This is a genomic window from Pseudomonas sp. S5D5 (genome assembly GCF_003013355.1).
Lineage (GTDB): Bacteria > Pseudomonadota > Gammaproteobacteria > Pseudomonadales > Pseudomonadaceae > Aquipseudomonas > Aquipseudomonas aylmerensis.
Window position 1 is genome coordinate 919,573 of sequence record NZ_PTEO01000001.1, and the last position, 17,527, is coordinate 937,099.

Annotated in this window: 10 protein-coding genes, 2 tRNA genes and 3 rRNA genes; 14 read left to right on the forward strand and 1 reads right to left on the reverse strand. The window is 56.4% G+C overall.

Going from position 1 to position 17,527, the window contains the following annotated elements; genetic code table 11:
• Positions 1 to 26: 26 nt before the first annotated feature.
• Positions 27 to 1,583, reverse strand: coding sequence for a bifunctional aminoglycoside phosphotransferase/ATP-binding protein (locus tag C9990_RS04400; RefSeq protein ID WP_106802619.1), 1,557 nt, complete (start codon positions 1,581 to 1,583; stop codon positions 27 to 29).
• A 118-nt stretch (positions 1,584 to 1,701) separates the two neighbouring features.
• Between C9990_RS04400 and mrcB the strand changes: the two genes are divergently transcribed.
• From mrcB to rrf, 14 genes are all read left to right on the forward strand, one after another.
• Positions 1,702 to 4,026 carry a penicillin-binding protein 1B gene (gene mrcB, locus C9990_RS04405; RefSeq protein ID WP_106802620.1) on the forward strand — a complete coding sequence of 775 codons (2,325 nt, stop codon included), beginning with the start codon at positions 1,702 to 1,704 and terminating at the stop codon, positions 4,024 to 4,026.
• Between the two features lie 16 nt (positions 4,027 to 4,042).
• Positions 4,043 to 4,777 carry a M48 family metallopeptidase gene (locus tag C9990_RS04410; RefSeq protein WP_065910320.1) on the forward strand — a complete coding sequence of 245 codons (735 nt, stop codon included), beginning with the start codon at positions 4,043 to 4,045 and terminating at the stop codon, positions 4,775 to 4,777.
• The gene (locus C9990_RS04415; protein ID WP_065910322.1) at positions 4,777 to 5,106 is read left to right on the forward strand and encodes a YqcC family protein; all 330 of its coding nucleotides are present in this window, start codon (positions 4,777 to 4,779) and stop codon (positions 5,104 to 5,106) included. Before C9990_RS04410 ends, C9990_RS04415 begins: the two co-directional genes overlap by 1 nt.
• A gap of 431 nt (positions 5,107 to 5,537) precedes the next feature.
• A complete protein-coding gene (locus C9990_RS04420) occupies positions 5,538 to 7,262 on the forward strand; it encodes an acetolactate synthase 3 large subunit (RefSeq protein WP_065910352.1) in 1,725 nt (574 codons plus the stop codon).
• A gap of 2 nt (positions 7,263 to 7,264) precedes the next feature.
• Positions 7,265 to 7,756 carry an acetolactate synthase small subunit gene (ilvN, locus tag C9990_RS04425; protein WP_003176102.1) on the forward strand — a complete coding sequence of 164 codons (492 nt, stop codon included), beginning with the start codon at positions 7,265 to 7,267 and terminating at the stop codon, positions 7,754 to 7,756.
• Between the two features lie 46 nt (positions 7,757 to 7,802).
• Complete coding sequence (gene ilvC / locus C9990_RS04430) at positions 7,803 to 8,819, forward strand: ketol-acid reductoisomerase (RefSeq protein WP_003176099.1); 1,017 nt, start codon at positions 7,803 to 7,805, stop codon at positions 8,817 to 8,819.
• Between the two features lie 144 nt (positions 8,820 to 8,963).
• Entirely contained in the window at positions 8,964 to 9,821 is an 858-nt protein-coding gene (pssA, locus tag C9990_RS04435) for a CDP-diacylglycerol--serine O-phosphatidyltransferase (protein WP_065910324.1), read from the forward strand.
• Between the two features lie 63 nt (positions 9,822 to 9,884).
• A complete protein-coding gene (msrP, locus tag C9990_RS04440) occupies positions 9,885 to 10,898 on the forward strand; it encodes a protein-methionine-sulfoxide reductase catalytic subunit MsrP (RefSeq protein ID WP_106802621.1) in 1,014 nt (337 codons plus the stop codon).
• The gene (msrQ, locus tag C9990_RS04445; protein ID WP_065910328.1) at positions 10,898 to 11,518 is read left to right on the forward strand and encodes a protein-methionine-sulfoxide reductase heme-binding subunit MsrQ; all 621 of its coding nucleotides are present in this window, start codon (positions 10,898 to 10,900) and stop codon (positions 11,516 to 11,518) included. The genes msrP and msrQ overlap by 1 nt, the downstream gene beginning before the upstream one ends.
• A 545-nt stretch (positions 11,519 to 12,063) precedes the next feature.
• Positions 12,064 to 13,600: ribosomal RNA gene (locus C9990_RS04455) — 16S ribosomal RNA — on the forward strand.
• 82 nt (positions 13,601 to 13,682) lie between these two features.
• Positions 13,683 to 13,759, forward strand: a tRNA-Ile gene (locus tag C9990_RS04460).
• Positions 13,760 to 13,789: 30 nt separating this feature from the next.
• Positions 13,790 to 13,865 (forward strand) — tRNA-Ala (locus C9990_RS04465).
• A 237-nt stretch (positions 13,866 to 14,102) separates the two neighbouring features.
• Positions 14,103 to 16,994: ribosomal RNA gene (locus C9990_RS04470) — 23S ribosomal RNA — on the forward strand.
• Positions 16,995 to 17,164: 170 nt separating this feature from the next.
• Positions 17,165 to 17,280, forward strand: a 5S ribosomal RNA gene (gene rrf / locus C9990_RS04475).
• The 16S, 23S and 5S rRNA genes sit together here with 2 tRNA genes alongside, the layout of an rRNA operon.
• Positions 17,281 to 17,527 lie beyond the last annotated feature (247 nt).

A 17,527-nucleotide genomic window follows, 5' to 3' on the forward strand; every position in this document is an offset into this window, starting at 1 on the left:
TAGACGACACGACCAAGAAATTTTTCTTACAGGCCCGGCAAGCGCTGACGAATATGCGCGACCAAGGCATCCAGTGTCCCGCTTTCATTGGTCTCGACGCGTTTGCTCAGCAGCAGTTCTTCGGCCGTCAGTGGGTCACGATTGGCCTGCTGTTCTTCGATTACCGCCAGCGTTGCGTCAGACGGATCGTTTTTGTCTGCCTGACGTTGTGCCAGCCAGGCGCTGATAACGGCTTGAGGTGCGTTGCAATCCAGGATCAGGAAAGGCGCGCCGGTGGCCTCGGCAACCTTGGCCGCTGCGTCGCGCTGTTCGCGTTTGAGGAAGGTCGCATCCAGCACTACCGGGTAGCCAGCACGCAATACGATGTCAGCGATTTCATTCAGGCGTGCGTAGGTGGCGGCGCTGGCATCCGCGGCATAAATGCCGGCCTGTGGCGTGTTTTCCACGTGTTGCTCGCCGAATAGGCGCTTGCGCTCCACATCCGAACGCAGGCGCACCGCCCCCAGTGCTTCGACCAGGCGCATGGCGACGTGGCTTTTGCCGACCGCCGAAACACCGTGGGTGATCGCCAGGAAGCGCGATGGAATGGTGCTGTAGCTTTCGGCCAGGTTGGCGTAGTTACGGTACTGGCGCAGGGTAGTGGCGCGCTGCACCGGGCTTGCCTCGCTCGGCATGCTGAACAGCGAGATCTTGGCGCGAACGAGCGCACGGTAGGCTTTGTAGAAGTTCAGGACTTCGAGGCCCTGATAGTCGCCGGTCAATTCCAGGTACTGGCTGATAAAGCGCCGCGACAGCGACTTGAGGCCACGGTCTTCCAGGTCCATCGCCAGGAAGCCGGTGTCGGCGTACACGTCGGTGAAACGGAACGGTTCGTTGAACTCGATGCAGTCGAAAATAACCACGTGGCCATCGATCAAGGTGGCGTTGCCCAGGTGAATATCACCGTGACACTCGCGGGTGAAGCCTTCCAGCTTACGCTGTGCCAGCAATGGCTTGAGGCGCTCGAAGCTGCTTTCAGCCCAGGCTTGCAGTGCTTCGAGTTGGTCCAGGTCGGCCTTGTCGCTGAGGAACGGACGGATCTGATCGAAGTTCTGTCGGACCGGTGCCATCACTTCGTCCGGCGTGCCGGCAGGGTGATCCTGCGGGACTTTCGGCGCGGTAAGGTGAAAGTGCGCGATCTGTTTGGCCATTTCATCGATGTGTGCGCTGGTCAGTTCGCCATTGGCCTGCAGGGTGCTGAGCAGTTGGCTTTGCGGGAACTGACGCATTTTCAATGCGTATTCGATGACCGGGCCGTCGCCGCCCAATTGCGGGGCTTCGGCTGTGCCGGTGATTGGCAATACTTCAAGATACAAATCTTCGGTCAGGCGCTGGTTGAGGCGCAGTTCTTCCTTGCAGAAGTGACCCCGGTCGTCCAACTGGGTGAAGTCCAGGAAGCCGAAGTTCATCGGCTTCTTCAATTTATACGCATAAGGACCGGTCAGGATGACCCATGAAATATGGGTCTCGATGACGTGGAACGCTTCTACCGGATGGGGGTATAAAGCCGGGTTTTGCAGGGCGGCGATCAGGGACTGGCTCACGGGCGATCCTTCAGAGTCTGGAGAAAAACATGGCGGGCATTATGGCTGCTGCGGCCGGTCGTGCAAACCGCTGTCCGGCTCATGTTGATCAGCAATAAAGTGCGTATAATCCGCCGCCATGACTCGAACCCGATCTCCCCGTTCCCGTAAAAAACCTCCTTCGCGTGGCCTGCGCCCATGGCTGGGCTGGGCGCTCAAGCTCGGCCTGGTGGGCCTTGTGGTGCTTGCCGGCTTCGCCGTTTACCTCGACGCCGTGGTCCAGGAGAAGTTCTCCGGCAAGCGCTGGACCATTCCGGCCAAGGTGTACGCACGCCCGCTGGAATTATTCACCGGCCAGAAGCTGAGCAAGGATGACTTCCTCACCGAACTCGATGCCCTGGGCTACCGCCGCGAACCCGTGAGCAACAGTCCGGGCGCTGCGGCTGTCAGCGGCAATACCGTCGACCTCAATACCCGTGGCTTCCAGTTCTATGAAGGCCTGGAAAAAGCCCAGCCGGTGCGCGTGCGTTTTTCCGGTGACTATGTAGCCGAGCTGTCATCGCTCAATGGCTCGAAGCTGCCGGTGGTGCGCCTCGAACCGCTGATGATCGGCGGGATTTACCCGAAGAATCTTGAAGATCGCATCCTGATCAAGCTGGATCAGGTGCCGCCGTATCTGCTCGAAACCCTGGTTGCTGTCGAGGACCGCGATTTCTACAGCCACTGGGGCGTGTCGCCGAAGTCGATTGCCCGCGCCATCTGGGTCAACACGTCTGGCGGCAAGATGACTCAGGGCGGCAGTACGCTCACCCAGCAGTTGGTGAAGAACTTCTACCTCACCAACGAGCGCAGCCTGACCCGTAAGCTCACGGAAGCCATGATGGCGATGCTGCTTGAATTGCATTACAGCAAGCAGGAAATCCTTGAGGCCTACCTCAATGAGGTCTTCGTCGGCCAGGACGGCCAGCGCGCAGTGCACGGTTTCGGTCTGGCCAGCCAGTTCTTCTTTGGCCAGCCGCTGTCCGAGCTGAAGCTGCATCAGGTCGCGTTGCTGGTGGGCATGGTCAAGGGGCCTTCCTACTACAACCCGCGTCGCAATCCTGAGCGTGCGCTGGAGCGCCGCAACCTGGTGCTCGATGTGCTTGAGCAGCAGGGCGTGGCCACCGCGGAACAAGTCGCTGCAGCCAAGAAAATGCCACTGGGTGTGACTACCCGCGGCAAATTGGCCGACAGCTCCTTCCCGGGCTTTATCGACCTGGTCAAGCGCCAGTTGCGTGAAGACTACCGTGACGAAGACTTGACCGAAGAAGGCCTGCGGATCTTCACCAGTTTCGACCCGATCCTGCAGATGAAGGCCGAAGCCTCGGTCAACGACACCTTCAAGCGCCTGACCGGCCGCAAAGGCTCCGACGAAGTCGAGGCCGCCATGGTCGTGACCAACCCGGAAACCGGTGAAGTCCAGGCCATGATCGGCAGCCGCCAAGCCAGTTTTGCCGGTTTCAACCGTGCACTGGATGCGGTACGGCCGATCGGCTCGCTGGTCAAGCCGGCCGTCTACCTGACCGCGCTGGAAAAACCGAGCAAATACTCGCTGACCAGTTGGCTGTCGGATGACCCGCTGTCGGTCAAAGGAGCCGATGGCCAGGTGTGGACGCCGCAGAACTTCGACCGTCGCTCCCACGGTACGGTGTTCCTGTACCAGGGGCTGGCGCATTCCTACAACATCTCTACCTCCCGGCTCGGCCTGGAAGTGGGCGTGCCGAACGTCCTCAAGACGCTGGCGCGCCTGGGCATCACCCGCGAGTTCCCGGCTTTCCCGTCGATCCTGCTGGGCGCTGGCGCAATGACGCCGATGGAAGTGGCGACCATGTACCAGACCCTCGCCAACGGTGGCTTCAATACGCCGATGCGCGGGATCCGCAGTGTGCTGACCGCCGAGGGCGAGCCGCTCAAGCGCTATCCCTTCCAGATCCAGCAGCGGTTCGACGCAGGCTCCATCTACCTGATCCAGAACGCCATGCAGCGCGTGATGCGCGAAGGTACCGGCAGCTCTGTCTATAAAGTGCTGCCGTCCAACCTGACGTTGGCGGGCAAGACGGGTACCAGTAACGACTCGCGCGACAGTTGGTTCGCAGGCTTCGGCCAGGACGTGCTGGCAGTGGTGTGGTTGGGGCGCGACGACAATGGCAAGACGCCGTTTACCGGTGCGACCGGTGCGCTGCAGGTCTGGACCAGTTTCATGCGCAAGGCCGACCCGCTGCCGCTGAACATGCCGCAGCCGGACAATATCGTGCAGGCCTGGATTGATCCGCACACCGGCCAGGGCTCTGACGCCAACTGTCCGGGCGCGGTGCAGATGCCGTATATTCGCGGCAGCGAACCACCACCCGGCGCCGCATGCGGTGGCAGTGCCCCTGCTGACGCGGAATCGGTGATGGATTGGGTCAAGGGCTGGATGAATTAAGCAAAGAGGGTTTCAAGTGAACAAGTGGTGGATTCCAGCTATTACAGCTCTGGCTTTGCTCAATGGTTGCGCCAGCGTGCAGCGCGGCTCCATTCCCGTGGTGGACTCGAGCACCGCTGTCTCCAATAACGACCGGATCTCGGCCAACGGCGGGTTCCGCCAGACCGTGACCACGCGTCCTGCCCAGGCCGCCACCCAGGCTGTGCCGCAGGATTCGGGCGTGGTGGTGATGGTGCCGGGCGCCGGGGCGGCTACCTCCGCGCCGATCAGCGCCGAGCCGTGGACCCCGGGGCCGAGCACTTCGGGCCCGATCGACACCGCGCCGGTCCAGGCGGCGCCGATCAATCAGGGCACCTACAACATGCCGTCGACACCCAGCGGCATCCCGTCATCGTCCAGCGCTGGCGGCCTGTCGGCTGACGAGCAACTGGATGGGCCGGTACTGGCCTTGCTGACCACCGCCCAGCAACAACAGGCCGGTGGCGACTTGAACGGTGCATCATCGAGCCTGGAGCGCGCCCAGCGTGTGGCGCCGCGCGAGCCGCAAGTGCTGTATCGCCTGGCTCAGGTACGCATGGCCCAGGGCGACGCACCGCAAGCCGAACAGTTCGCCCGTCGTGGCCTGACCCTGGCCAATGGGCGTCCCGACCTGCAAGCCAGCCTGTGGGCCCTGATCGGCGATGCACGGGCTGCGCAGGGCGACGCCGCCGGTGCTGCCCAGGCACGTCAGAAAGCCAAGGTCAGCCTCTGATGGATGCACGTTTTCCAGCGATTGCCGAACAGTTATTGCTGATCGAGCGCGAATTGCGCGTGCAAGGCTGGTGGGATGAAGTGCCCCCCAGCCCCGAGGCGCTCAGCAGCGTCGAGCCGTTCTCGGTGGACACCCTGGACTTTCATCAGTGGCTGCAGTGGATCTTCCTCGTGCGCATGAAGCAGATCCTCGAGCAGGACCTGCCACTGCCCAACGCATCCGGGATCCTGGAGATGGCCGAGATGGTCTATGCCGACCGTCCGTTGCAGAGCCTCGGATTGCGCAATGCGCTGAAAAAGTTCGACCAATTGATCGTCGACGCTCGTTAATTGCCTGACTGTCGGGTTTTCCGGCAGTCTTGCGCACATTTCTACCGCTTGACGACATTCAGGCGAGTTTTATCCCTCCTCAAAGCCCTTTCTTCTACGTTCTCATGCGCTTAGTTGGAAAAAAGCGCAATTATTGCTTGACTTGAAGGGGCTGAAACAGAAGAATCCAAAGTCCGCTGTATCGGGACTGCCAGAAGCAGACCCGCTCAGCAGATCATGAGGCGCACATCCGCGCCGACCTGTTACACCCGCAACGCGTTACCTCGCGCTGGGTGGGAAAAGCCCGCAACACTTGGGACGATCCCAATACTTGCTCAGTCAGTGCTGACGTAGTCGGCGACCACCGTCGCTCATGCTCTGTTGAGAAGTAAACCTATTAAGACCCGTCGGTTTTCAACGGACGGTATTCTGGCGTTTTAGAGGTGAACAACGTGGAGCTTTTATCTGGCGGTGAGATGCTCGTCCGCTTTTTGCGTGACGAAGGCGTCGACTATATCTACGGGTACCCAGGTGGTGCTCTGCTGCATGTCTACGACGCACTGTTCAAGGAACCGGCTGTTACCCACATCCTGGTTCGCCACGAACAAGCTGCTACCCATATGGCTGACGGTTATGCCCGTGCCACCGGTAAAGCCGGTGTGGTACTGGTAACGTCCGGCCCAGGCGCGACCAATGCCATTACCGGCATCGCGACTGCTTATATGGACTCCATCCCGATGGTGATCATTTCCGGCCAGGTCGCCAGCACCATGGTGGGTACCGATGCATTCCAGGAAACCGACATGATCGGTATCTCCCGGCCGATCGTGAAACACAGCTTCATGATCAAGCATGCGTCGGAAATCCCGGAAGTCATGAAGAAGGCCTTCTACCTCGCTCAGTCCGGTCGCCCGGGTCCTGTGGTGGTCGATATCCCGAAGGACATGACCAATCCTGCGGAAAAATTCGAATACGTGTTCCCGAAGAAAGCCAAGCTGCGCTCCTACAGCCCGGCTGTTCGTGGGCACTCGGGCCAAATCCGCAAGGCGGCAGAAATGCTCCTGGCGGCCAAGCGCCCGGTGTTGTACTCGGGCGGTGGCGTGATTCTGGGCGGTGGTTCTGCACCACTGACCGAACTCGCCAAGCTGCTTAACCTGCCGGTGACCAACACCTTGATGGGCCTCGGCGCGTTCCCGGGCACGGACCGTCAGTTTGTCGGCATGCTTGGCATGCACGGCAGCTACACCGCCAACCTGGCCATGCACCACGCCGACGTGATCCTGGCAGTCGGCGCACGGTTCGATGATCGGGTGATCAACGGCGCGAGCAAATTCTGCCCGAATGCCAAGATCATCCATATCGACATCGACCCGGCGTCCATCTCCAAGACCATCAAGGCCGACGTGCCGATCGTGGGTCCTGTTGAAAGCGTGCTGACCGAAATGGTTGCTGCGCTCAAGGACATCGGCGAGACGCCGAACAAGGAATCCGTTGCCAGTTGGTGGAAGCAGATCGACGAATGGCGCGGTGATCGCGGCCTGTTCCCTTACGACAAGGGCGACGGCAGCATCATCAAGCCACAAACCGTGATCGAGACCCTGTGCGAAGTGACCAAGGGCGACGCCTTTGTGACCTCCGACGTGGGCCAGCACCAGATGTTCGCGGCGCAGTACTACAAGTTCGACAAGCCTAACCGCTGGATCAACTCCGGTGGCCTGGGCACGATGGGCTTTGGGTTCCCTGCGGCGATGGGTGTGAAGCTGAGCTTCCCGGACACTGACGTTGCGTGCGTCACCGGTGAAGGCAGTATCCAGATGAACATCCAGGAGCTGTCGACGTGCCTGCAATACGGCCTTCCGGTGAAGATCGTCTGCCTGAACAACGGCGTGCTGGGCATGGTTCGTCAATGGCAGGACATGAGCTACAACAGCCGTCACTCCCATTCCTATATGGAATCGTTGCCGGATTTCGTCAAATTGGTTGAAGCCTATGGCCACGTCGGCATTCGCATCACCGATCTGAAAGATCTGAAGCCGAAGATGGAAGAGGCGTTCGCCATGAAGGATCGCCTGGTGTTCATCGATATTCAGGTGGATACCAGCGAGCACGTCTACCCGATGCAGATCAAAGACGGCTCTATGCGCGACATGTGGCTGAACAAGACGGAGCGTACTTAATCATGCGGCACATTATCTCCTTGCTTCTGGAGAACGAACCCGGCGCTCTGTCTCGTGTTGTCGGCCTGTTTTCGCAACGCAACTACAACATCGAAAGCCTGACCGTGGCCCCGACCGAAGACCCGACCCTGTCGCGCCTGACGTTGACTACTGTTGGCCACGATGAGGTGATCGAGCAGATCACCAAAAACCTCAACAAGCTGATCGAAGTGGTCAAGCTGGTCGACTTGTCGGAAAGTGCCCACATCGAGCGCGAGCTGATGCTGGTTAAGGTCAAGGCCACGGGCGCCCAACGTGCCGAGATCAAGCGTACTACCGACATCTATCGCGGGCAGATCGTTGATGTGAGCGCCAGCGTTTATACCGTTCAATTGACCGGTACGAGCGACAAACTGGACAGCTTCATCCAGTCGATCGGGACGGCCTCGATTCTGGAAACTGTACGCAGTGGTGTCACCGGGATTGCCCGTGGCGACAAAGTACTCAGCATCTAACCCAATTAGTGAATGGCCTCACGGCCTGGATATATAGAGGAACCTCATGAAAGTTTATTACGATAAAGATTGTGACCTGTCGATCATCCAGGGCAAGAAAGTCGCCATCATCGGCTACGGCTCCCAGGGTCACGCGCAAGCTTGCAACCTGAAAGACTCCGGCGTTGACGTGACTGTTGGCCTGCGTAAAGGCTCGGCCACCGTTGCCAAGGCTGAGGCCCATGGCCTGAAAGTGACTGACGTTGCTTCCGCCGTTGCTGCTGCCGACCTGGTCATGATCCTGACCCCGGACGAGTTCCAGTCCGCGCTGTACAAGAACGAAATCGAGCCGAACATCAAGAAGGGCGCCACCCTGGCCTTCTCCCACGGCTTCGCGATCCACTACAACCAGGTGGTGCCACGCGCTGACCTCGACGTGATCATGATCGCGCCGAAAGCACCGGGCCACACCGTGCGTTCCGAGTTCGTCAAGGGCGGCGGTATCCCTGACCTGATCGCGATCTACCAGGACGCTTCGGGCAATGCCAAGAACGTTGCGCTGTCCTACGCTGCTGGCGTGGGTGGCGGTCGTACCGGCATCATCGAAACCACCTTCAAGGACGAGACTGAAACCGACCTGTTCGGTGAACAAGCCGTTCTGTGCGGCGGTACTGTCGAGCTGGTCAAGGCCGGTTTCGAAACCCTGGTTGAAGCTGGCTACGCGCCGGAAATGGCCTACTTCGAGTGCCTGCACGAACTGAAACTGATCGTTGACCTCATGTACGAAGGCGGTATCGCCAACATGAACTACTCGATCTCCAACAACGCTGAATACGGCGAGTACGTGACGGGTCCGGAAGTGATCAACGCCGAATCCCGCCAGGCTATGCGCAACGCCCTGAAACGTATTCAGGACGGCGAATACGCCAAAATGTTCATCAGCGAAGGCGCTACCGGCTACCCTTCGATGACCGCCAAGCGTCGTAACAACGCCGCTCACGGTATCGAAGTCATCGGCGAGCAACTGCGCTCCATGATGCCGTGGATCGGTGCCAACAAGATCGTCGACAAAGCCAAGAACTAAGTCGCACGCATCAAGAGAAAACGCGGCTTAGGCCGCGTTTTTTCGTTTGGGGAGCCGGTTCTGGTATAAAGCTGCATCGTTTGCGGGCGAACACTCGCCGCACGTATTTGTCGAATTTTTTCAAACCGTTGCAAGGTAAAGTCCATGAGCGAACGTCCCGAAGAGCCAAGCCAGGCTTCTGACGCCGAAAGCCTGCTACCGATCGATGAACATGTCGAGGAAGGGCATGACGCTGAAGGCCGCAAGGTCCGGCATCGTGGCATCTATCTGCTGCCCAATCTGTTCACCACGGCGAACCTGTTCGCCGGGTTCTATTCCATCATCAACTCCATGAGTGCCCAGAGTGCGCTGGCGGCAGGTGATGCGGCGAGTGCCAGCAAGTATTTCGGCTTTGCCGCGATTGCGATCTTCGTGGCCATGGTGCTCGATGGCCTTGATGGTCGGGTGGCACGCATGACCAATACCCAAAGCGCCTTCGGTGCCGAGTATGACTCGCTGTCCGACATGGTCGCCTTCGGTGTCGCGCCGGCGTTGCTGGCGTTCGCCTGGGCGCTGGGTGATATGGGCAAGGTCGGCTGGATGGTTGCCTTCATCTATGTGGCGGGCGCCGCTTTGCGTCTGGCGCGCTTCAATACCCAGGTGGGGACTGCCGACAAGCGCTACTTCATTGGTCTGGCCAGCCCTGCGGCTGCCGGGGTGGTGGCGGGTATTGTCTGGGCGTTCAGTGACTACGGCATCCAGGGTTCCAAGATGTCGTTCCTGGTGGCATTGATGGTGGCTGCTGCCGGCATGCTGATGGTCAGCAACATCAAGTACAACAGCTTCAAGGAGCTGGACTTGAAGGGGCGCGTGCCTTTCGTGGCAATTCTGGCAGTGGTGCTGGTGTTCGCCGTGGTGTTCAGTGATCCGCCGCGCATTCTGTTGCTGGCGTTCCTGGTCTACGCCGCTTCGGGGCCGGTTCAGTACTTGTTGCATATGCGCCGGGACAAAACATTGCCTTAATGTAATTTCCCCCATACTCCGCAGTCTATTGGTGCATCAGTTCTCCAATGCTGCGGAGTTGCCATGTTAATCAAATTTCCCAAAGCGTCCGATTGCAATGAATCGGATGTCACGCCTGAATCCCTCTACTTTTCTCGCCGTGCGTTGCTCGGCGGTGCGCTTGCCGGTATGGCTGCCAGCAGTCTGCCGCGTTGGGCCAGTGCGGATGATGCTGCGCGTTACGCCGACGTCGAGCCAGGTAAGGCCCCGGGATGGTTTGCTGAAAAGCTGCCAGGCACCCAATGGCAGGCGGTGACGGTAAAAAACGAAGCCATCACCCCCTTCAAGGATGCTACTCACTACAACAACTTCTATGAGTTCGGTACTGGCAAGGGCGATCCAGCGGTGAATGCGGGCTCGCTCAAGACCGAGCCGTGGAGCGTGGTGATTGATGGTGAAGTCGCCAAGCCTGGGCGTTACGCCCTGGAAGACTTCATGAAGCCGTATCAGTTGGAAGAGCGTATCTACCGTTTGCGCTGTGTCGAGGCGTGGTCGATGGTCATTCCCTGGATAGGCTTCCCTATAGCAGCCTTGCTTAAACAGGTCGAACCCACCTCCAAGGCCAAGTACATCCGCTTTGAAACCCTTCAGGACCCCAAGAGCATGCCGGGGCAGCGCTCGAGCTTCGGTTTGATCGACTGGCCTTATGTTGAAGGCCTGCGCCTGGATGAGGCGATGAACCCTTTGGCGATCCTTGCCGTGGGTATGTATGGGCGCGAGTTGCCGAACCAGAATGGGGCGCCGCTGCGTTTGGTCGTGCCGTGGAAGTATGGCTTCAAAAGCGTGAAGTCAATCGTGCGGATCAGCCTGGTGAGTGAGCAGCCGAAAACGACTTGGCAGAGTATCGCGGCGGATGAGTATGGGTTCTATGCGAACGTGAACCCTACGGTTGATCACCCGCGCTGGACCCAGGCCCGCGAGCGCCGTTTACCGAGTGGTTTGTTCAGCCCCAATGTGCGCGAGACGCAGATGTTCAATGGTTACTCGGACGAGGTTGCCTCTCTTTATACCGACCTCGATTTACGGAAGAACTATTGATGCGCTATCCGATCTGGCGTGCCAGCGTCTTTATCGCGGCGGTAGTCTGGCCGTTGTACTGGTTGTATGAGGCCTGGAGCTCCGCTCTGGGGCCAGATCCCGGAAAGGTGCTGGTTGACCGTTTGGGGTTGGGGACCCTGATCCTGTTGCTGGTCACCCTTGGGATGACACCGTTGCAGAAGCTGAGCGGTTGGGCAGGGTGGATAGCTGTACGTCGGCAGTTGGGGTTGTGGTGTTTTGCCTACGTGGTGCTGCACCTGGCGGCGTATTGCGTGTTTGTCCTGGGGTTGGATTGGTCGCAGTTGGGGGTTGAGCTGCGCAAGAGGCCGTACATTATTGTGGGGACGCTGGGTTTCTTGTGCTTGCTGATATTGGCGGTGACGTCCAATCGCTACAGTCAGCGTCGGCTGGGTGTCCGTTGGAAGAAGCTGCATCGCCTGGTATATGTGATTCTCGGCCTTGGGTTACTGCATATGTTGTGGATTGTGCGGGCGGACCTGAAGGAGTGGGCTATCTATGCTTCTATAGGGGCGCTGCTGTTAGTCCTTCGAATCCCTCCTGTAATGCGCAGGATTCCCCGCCTTATCGCGAAAAAATCACTTTCTGCAACAAAAGCGTAATTAGTGCTTGACGGCAGATTCTGGAAGTCTATAATTCGCCCCACTTCCGGCGCAGTCGAAACGGAAAACTCCTTGGTAAACAAAGAGTTACGCGAGATTCGACAGCGACTTGCTTCAGTTCATCGAAGCCCAGAAGGAGTTGGTAGGGCAGGGTTGTTTGGCTCTATTAACGTTTCGATCTTCTCGGTCGAAAGCGGAGAAAAAGAGGTGTTGACAGCAGCGTGTAACGCTGTAGAATTCGCCTCCCGCTAACGAGAGATCGGAAGCGCAAGTGGTTGAAGTTGTTGAAGAAATCTTCGAAAACTTCTGAAAATAATCACTTGACAGCAAATGAGGCTGCTGTAGAATGCGCGCCTCGGTTGAGACGAAAGATCTTAACCAACCGCTCTTTAACAACTGAATCAAGCAATTCGTGTGGGTGCTTGTGGAGTCAGACTGATAGTCAACAAGATTATCAGCATCACAAGTTACTCCGCGAGAAATCAAAGATGTAACCAACGATTGCTGAGCCAAGTTTAGGGTTTCTTAAAAACCCAAAGATGTTTGAACTGAAGAGTTTGATCATGGCTCAGATTGAACGCTGGCGGCAGGCCTAACACATGCAAGTCGAGCGGTAGAGAGAAGCTTGCTTCTCTTGAGAGCGGCGGACGGGTGAGTAATGCCTAGGAATCTGCCTGGTAGTGGGGGATAACGTTCGGAAACGGACGCTAATACCGCATACGTCCTACGGGAGAAAGCAGGGGACCTTCGGGCCTTGCGCTATCAGATGAGCCTAGGTCGGATTAGCTAGTTGGTGGGGTAATGGCTCACCAAGGCGACGATCCGTAACTGGTCTGAGAGGATGATCAGTCACACTGGAACTGAGACACGGTCCAGACTCCTACGGGAGGCAGCAGTGGGGAATATTGGACAATGGGCGAAAGCCTGATCCAGCCATGCCGCGTGTGTGAAGAAGGTCTTCGGATTGTAAAGCACTTTAAGTTGGGAGGAAGGGCAGTTGCCTAATACGTAACTGTTTTGACGTTACCGACAGAATAAGCACCGGCTAACTCTGTGCCAGCAGCCGCGGTAATACAGAGGGTGCAAGCGTTAATCGGAATTACTGGGCGTAAAGCGCGCGTAGGTGGTTTGTTAAGTTGGATGTGAAATCCCCGGGCTCAACCTGGGAACTGCATTCAAAACTGACTGACTAGAGTATGGTAGAGGGTGGTGGAATTTCCTGTGTAGCGGTGAAATGCGTAGATATAGGAAGGAACACCAGTGGCGAAGGCGACCACCTGGACTGATACTGACACTGAGGTGCGAAAGCGTGGGGAGCAAACAGGATTAGATACCCTGGTAGTCCACGCCGTAAACGATGTCAACTAGCCGTTGGGAGCCTTGAGCTCTTAGTGGCGCAGCTAACGCATTAAGTTGACCGCCTGGGGAGTACGGCCGCAAGGTTAAAACTCAAATGAATTGACGGGGGCCCGCACAAGCGGTGGAGCATGTGGTTTAATTCGAAGCAACGCGAAGAACCTTACCAGGCCTTGACATCCAATGAACTTTCTAGAGATAGATTGGTGCCTTCGGGAACATTGAGACAGGTGCTGCATGGCTGTCGTCAGCTCGTGTCGTGAGATGTTGGGTTAAGTCCCGTAACGAGCGCAACCCTTGTCCTTAGTTACCAGCACGTAATGGTGGGCACTCTAAGGAGACTGCCGGTGACAAACCGGAGGAAGGTGGGGATGACGTCAAGTCATCATGGCCCTTACGGCCTGGGCTACACACGTGCTACAATGGTCGGTACAGAGGGTTGCCAAGCCGCGAGGTGGAGCTAATCCCATAAAACCGATCGTAGTCCGGATCGCAGTCTGCAACTCGACTGCGTGAAGTCGGAATCGCTAGTAATCGCGAATCAGAATGTCGCGGTGAATACGTTCCCGGGCCTTGTACACACCGCCCGTCACACCATGGGAGTGGGTTGCACCAGAAGTAGCTAGTCTAACCTTCGGGAGGACGGTTACCACGGTGTGATTCATGACTGGGGTGAAGTCGTAACAAGGTAGCCGTAGGGGAACCTGCGGCTGGATCACCTCCTTAATCGACGACATCAGCTGCTCCATAAGTTCCCACACGAATTGCTTGATTCATTGAAGAAGACGATAAGAAGCAGCCCGAAATTGGGTCTGTAGCTCAGTTGGTTAGAGCGCACCCCTGATAAGGGTGAGGTCGGCAGTTCGAATCTGCCCAGACCCACCAATTTTGTGTGGGAAACGCCTGTAGAAATACGGGGCCATAGCTCAGCTGGGAGAGCGCCTGCCTTGCACGCAGGAGGTCAACGGTTCGATCCCGTTTGGCTCCACCATTAACTGCTTCTACTGTTAGAGTTTAGAAATGAATATTCACTAATGAATATTGATTTCTAGTCTTTGATTAGATCGTTCTTTAAAAATTTGGGTATGTGATAGAAAGATAGACTGAACGTTACTTTCACTGGTAACGGATCAGGCTAAGGTAAAATTTGTGAGTTCTCTTAATTGAGAAATTCGAATTTTCGGCGAATGTCGTCTTCACAGTATAACCAGATTGCTTGGGGTTATATGGTCAAGTGAAGAAGCGCATACGGTGGATGCCTTGGCAGTCAGAGGCGATGAAAGACGTGGTAGCCTGCGAAAAGCTTCGGGGAGTCGGCAAACAGACTTTGATCCGGAGATGTCTGAATGGGGGAACCCAGCCATCATAAGATGGTTATCTTGTACTGAATACATAGGTGCAAGAGGCGAACCAGGGGAACTGAAACATCTAAGTACCCTGAGGAAAAGAAATCAACCGAGATTCCCTTAGTAGTGGCGAGCGAACGGGGACTAGCCCTTAAGTGGCTTTGAGATTAGCGGAACGCTCTGGAAAGTGCGGCCATAGTGGGTGATAGCCCTGTACGCGAAAATCTCTTAGTCATGAAATCGAGTAGGACGGAGCACGAGAAACTTTGTCTGAATATGGGGGGACCATCCTCCAAGGCTAAATACTACTGACTGACCGATAGTGAACTAGTACCGTGAGGGAAAGGCGAAAAGAACCCCGGAGAGGGGAGTGAAATAGATCCTGAAACCGTATGCGTACAAGCAGTGGGAGCAGACTTTGTTCTGTGACTGCGTACCTTTTGTATAATGGGTCAGCGACTTATTTTCAGTGGCGAGCTTAACCGAATAGGGGAGGCGTAGCGAAAGCGAGTCTTAATAGGGCGTCTAGTCGCTGGGAATAGACCCGAAACCGGGCGATCTATCCATGGGCAGGTTGAAGGTTGGGTAACACTAACTGGAGGACCGAACCGACTACCGTTGAAAAGTTAGCGGATGACCTGTGGATCGGAGTGAAAGGCTAATCAAGCTCGGAGATAGCTGGTTCTCCTCGAAAGCTATTTAGGTAGCGCCTCATGTATCACTGTAGGGGGTAGAGCACTGTTTCGGCTAGGGGGTCATCCCGACTTACCAAACCGATGCAAACTCCGAATACCTACAAGTGCCGAGCATGGGAGACACACGGCGGGTGCTAACGTCCGTCGTGAAAAGGGAAACAACCCAGACCGTCAGCTAAGGTCCCAAAGTTATGGTTAAGTGGGAAACGATGTGGGAAGGCTTAGACAGCTAGGAGGTTGGCTTAGAAGCAGCCACCCTTTAAAGAAAGCGTAATAGCTCACTAGTCGAGTCGGCCTGCGCGGAAGATGTAACGGGGCTCAAACCATACACCGAAGCTACGGGTATCACGTAAGTGATGCGGTAGAGGAGCGTTCTGTAAGCCTGTGAAGGTGAGTTGAGAAGCTTGCTGGAGGTATCAGAAGTGCGAATGCTGACATGAGTAACGACAATGGGTGTGAAAAACACCCACGCCGAAAGACCAAGGTTTCCTGCGCAACGTTAATCGACGCAGGGTTAGTCGGTCCCTAAGGCGAGGCTGAAAAGCGTAGTCGATGGAAAACAGGTTAATATTCCTGTACTTCTGGTTATTGCGATGGAGGGACGGAGAAGGCTAGGCCAGCTTGGCGTTGGTTGTCCAAGTTTAAGGTGGTAGGCTGAGATCTTAGGTAAATCCGGGATCTTAAGGCCGAGAGCTGATGACGAGTTATCTTTTAGATAACGAAGTGGTTGATGCCATGCTTCCAAGAAAAGCTTCTAAGCTTCAGGTAACCAGGAACCGTACCCCAAACCGACACAGGTGGTTGGGTAGAGAATACCAAGGCGCTTGAGAGAACTCGGGTGAAGGAACTAGGCAAAATGGCACCGTAACTTCGGGAGAAGGTGCGCCGGTGAGGGTGAAGGACTTGCTCCGTAAGCTCATGCCGGTCGAAGATACCAGGCCGCTGCGACTGTTTATTAAAAACACAGCACTCTGCAAACACGAAAGTGGACGTATAGGGTGTGACGCCTGCCCGGTGCCGGAAGGTTAATTGATGGGGTTAGCTAACGCGAAGCTCTTGATCGAAGCCCCGGTAAACGGCGGCCGTAACTATAACGGTCCTAAGGTAGCGAAATTCCTTGTCGGGTAAGTTCCGACCTGCACGAATGGCGTAACGATGGCGGCGCTGTCTCCACCCGAGACTCAGTGAAATTGAAATCGCTGTGAAGATGCAGTGTATCCGCGGCTAGACGGAAAGACCCCGTGAACCTTTACTATAGCTTTGCACTGGACTTTGAATTTGCTTGTGTAGGATAGGTGGGAGGCTTTGAAGCGTGGACGCCAGTCTGCGTGGAGCCATCCTTGAAATACCACCCTGGCAACTTTGAGGTTCTAACTCAGGTCCGTTATCCGGATCGAGGACAGTGTATGGTGGGTAGTTTGACTGGGGCGGTCTCCTCCTAAAGAGTAACGGAGGAGTACGAAGGTGCGCTCAGACCGGTCGGAAATCGGTCGTAGAGTATAAAGGCAAAAGCGCGCTTGACTGCGAGACAGACACGTCGAGCAGGTACGAAAGTAGGTCTTAGTGATCCGGTGGTTCTGTATGGAAGGGCCATCGCTCAACGGATAAAAGGTACTCCGGGGATAACAGGCTGATACCGCCCAAGAGTTCATATCGACGGCGGTGTTTGGCACCTCGATGTCGGCTCATCACATCCTGGGGCTGAAGCCGGTCCCAAGGGTATGGCTGTTCGCCATTTAAAGTGGTACGCGAGCTGGGTTTAGAACGTCGTGAGACAGTTCGGTCCCTATCTGCCGTGGACGTTTGAGATTTGAGAGGGGCTGCTCCTAGTACGAGAGGACCGGAGTGGACGAACCTCTGGTGTTCCGGTTGTCACGCCAGTGGCATTGCCGGGTAGCTATGTTCGGAATAGATAACCGCTGAAAGCATCTAAGCGGGAAACTAGCCTCAAGATGAGATCTCACTGGAACCTTGAGTTCCCTGAAGGGCCGTCGAAGACTACGACGTTGATAGGTTGGGTGTGTAAGCGCTGTGAGGCGTTGAGCTAACCAATACTAATTGCCCGTGAGGCTTGACCATATAACACCCAAGCAATTTGCTTGCTTCGAGCTGAAAGGCAAAAGAGCACCAGATTGCGGTGTGTGAAGACGAAATGAACCGAAAGTTCGACGCTCACAAAACACCGAAAGCTATCACATACCCAATTTGCTGAAGCGAGGCCACATGGTCACGACTCAGTACCCGAATTTCTTGACGACCATAGAGCATTGGAACCACCTGATCCCATCCCGAACTCAGCAGTGAAACGATGCATCGCCGATGGTAGTGTGGGGTTTCCCCATGTGAGAGTAGGTCATCGTCAAGATTAAATTCCAGAACCCCTGTTTGCTAACGCAGACAGGGGTTTTGTTTTGGGCGGTCGAAAATGCGCAGATGCCGTCGCGTAGTGCTAATCCTCCGCTGTTCTATTTGATACACGCGATGCGCGTTAACCGTAGCGTCCCGAGCCTGATACTGTCGCGACAGCCAAAATCTCCCCATATCCTGCATCCCAAGACCGCCAATACCGCCTTCAATGCTAAAGTCGCTCCCTCGATTTTGCTTTTCCCAAG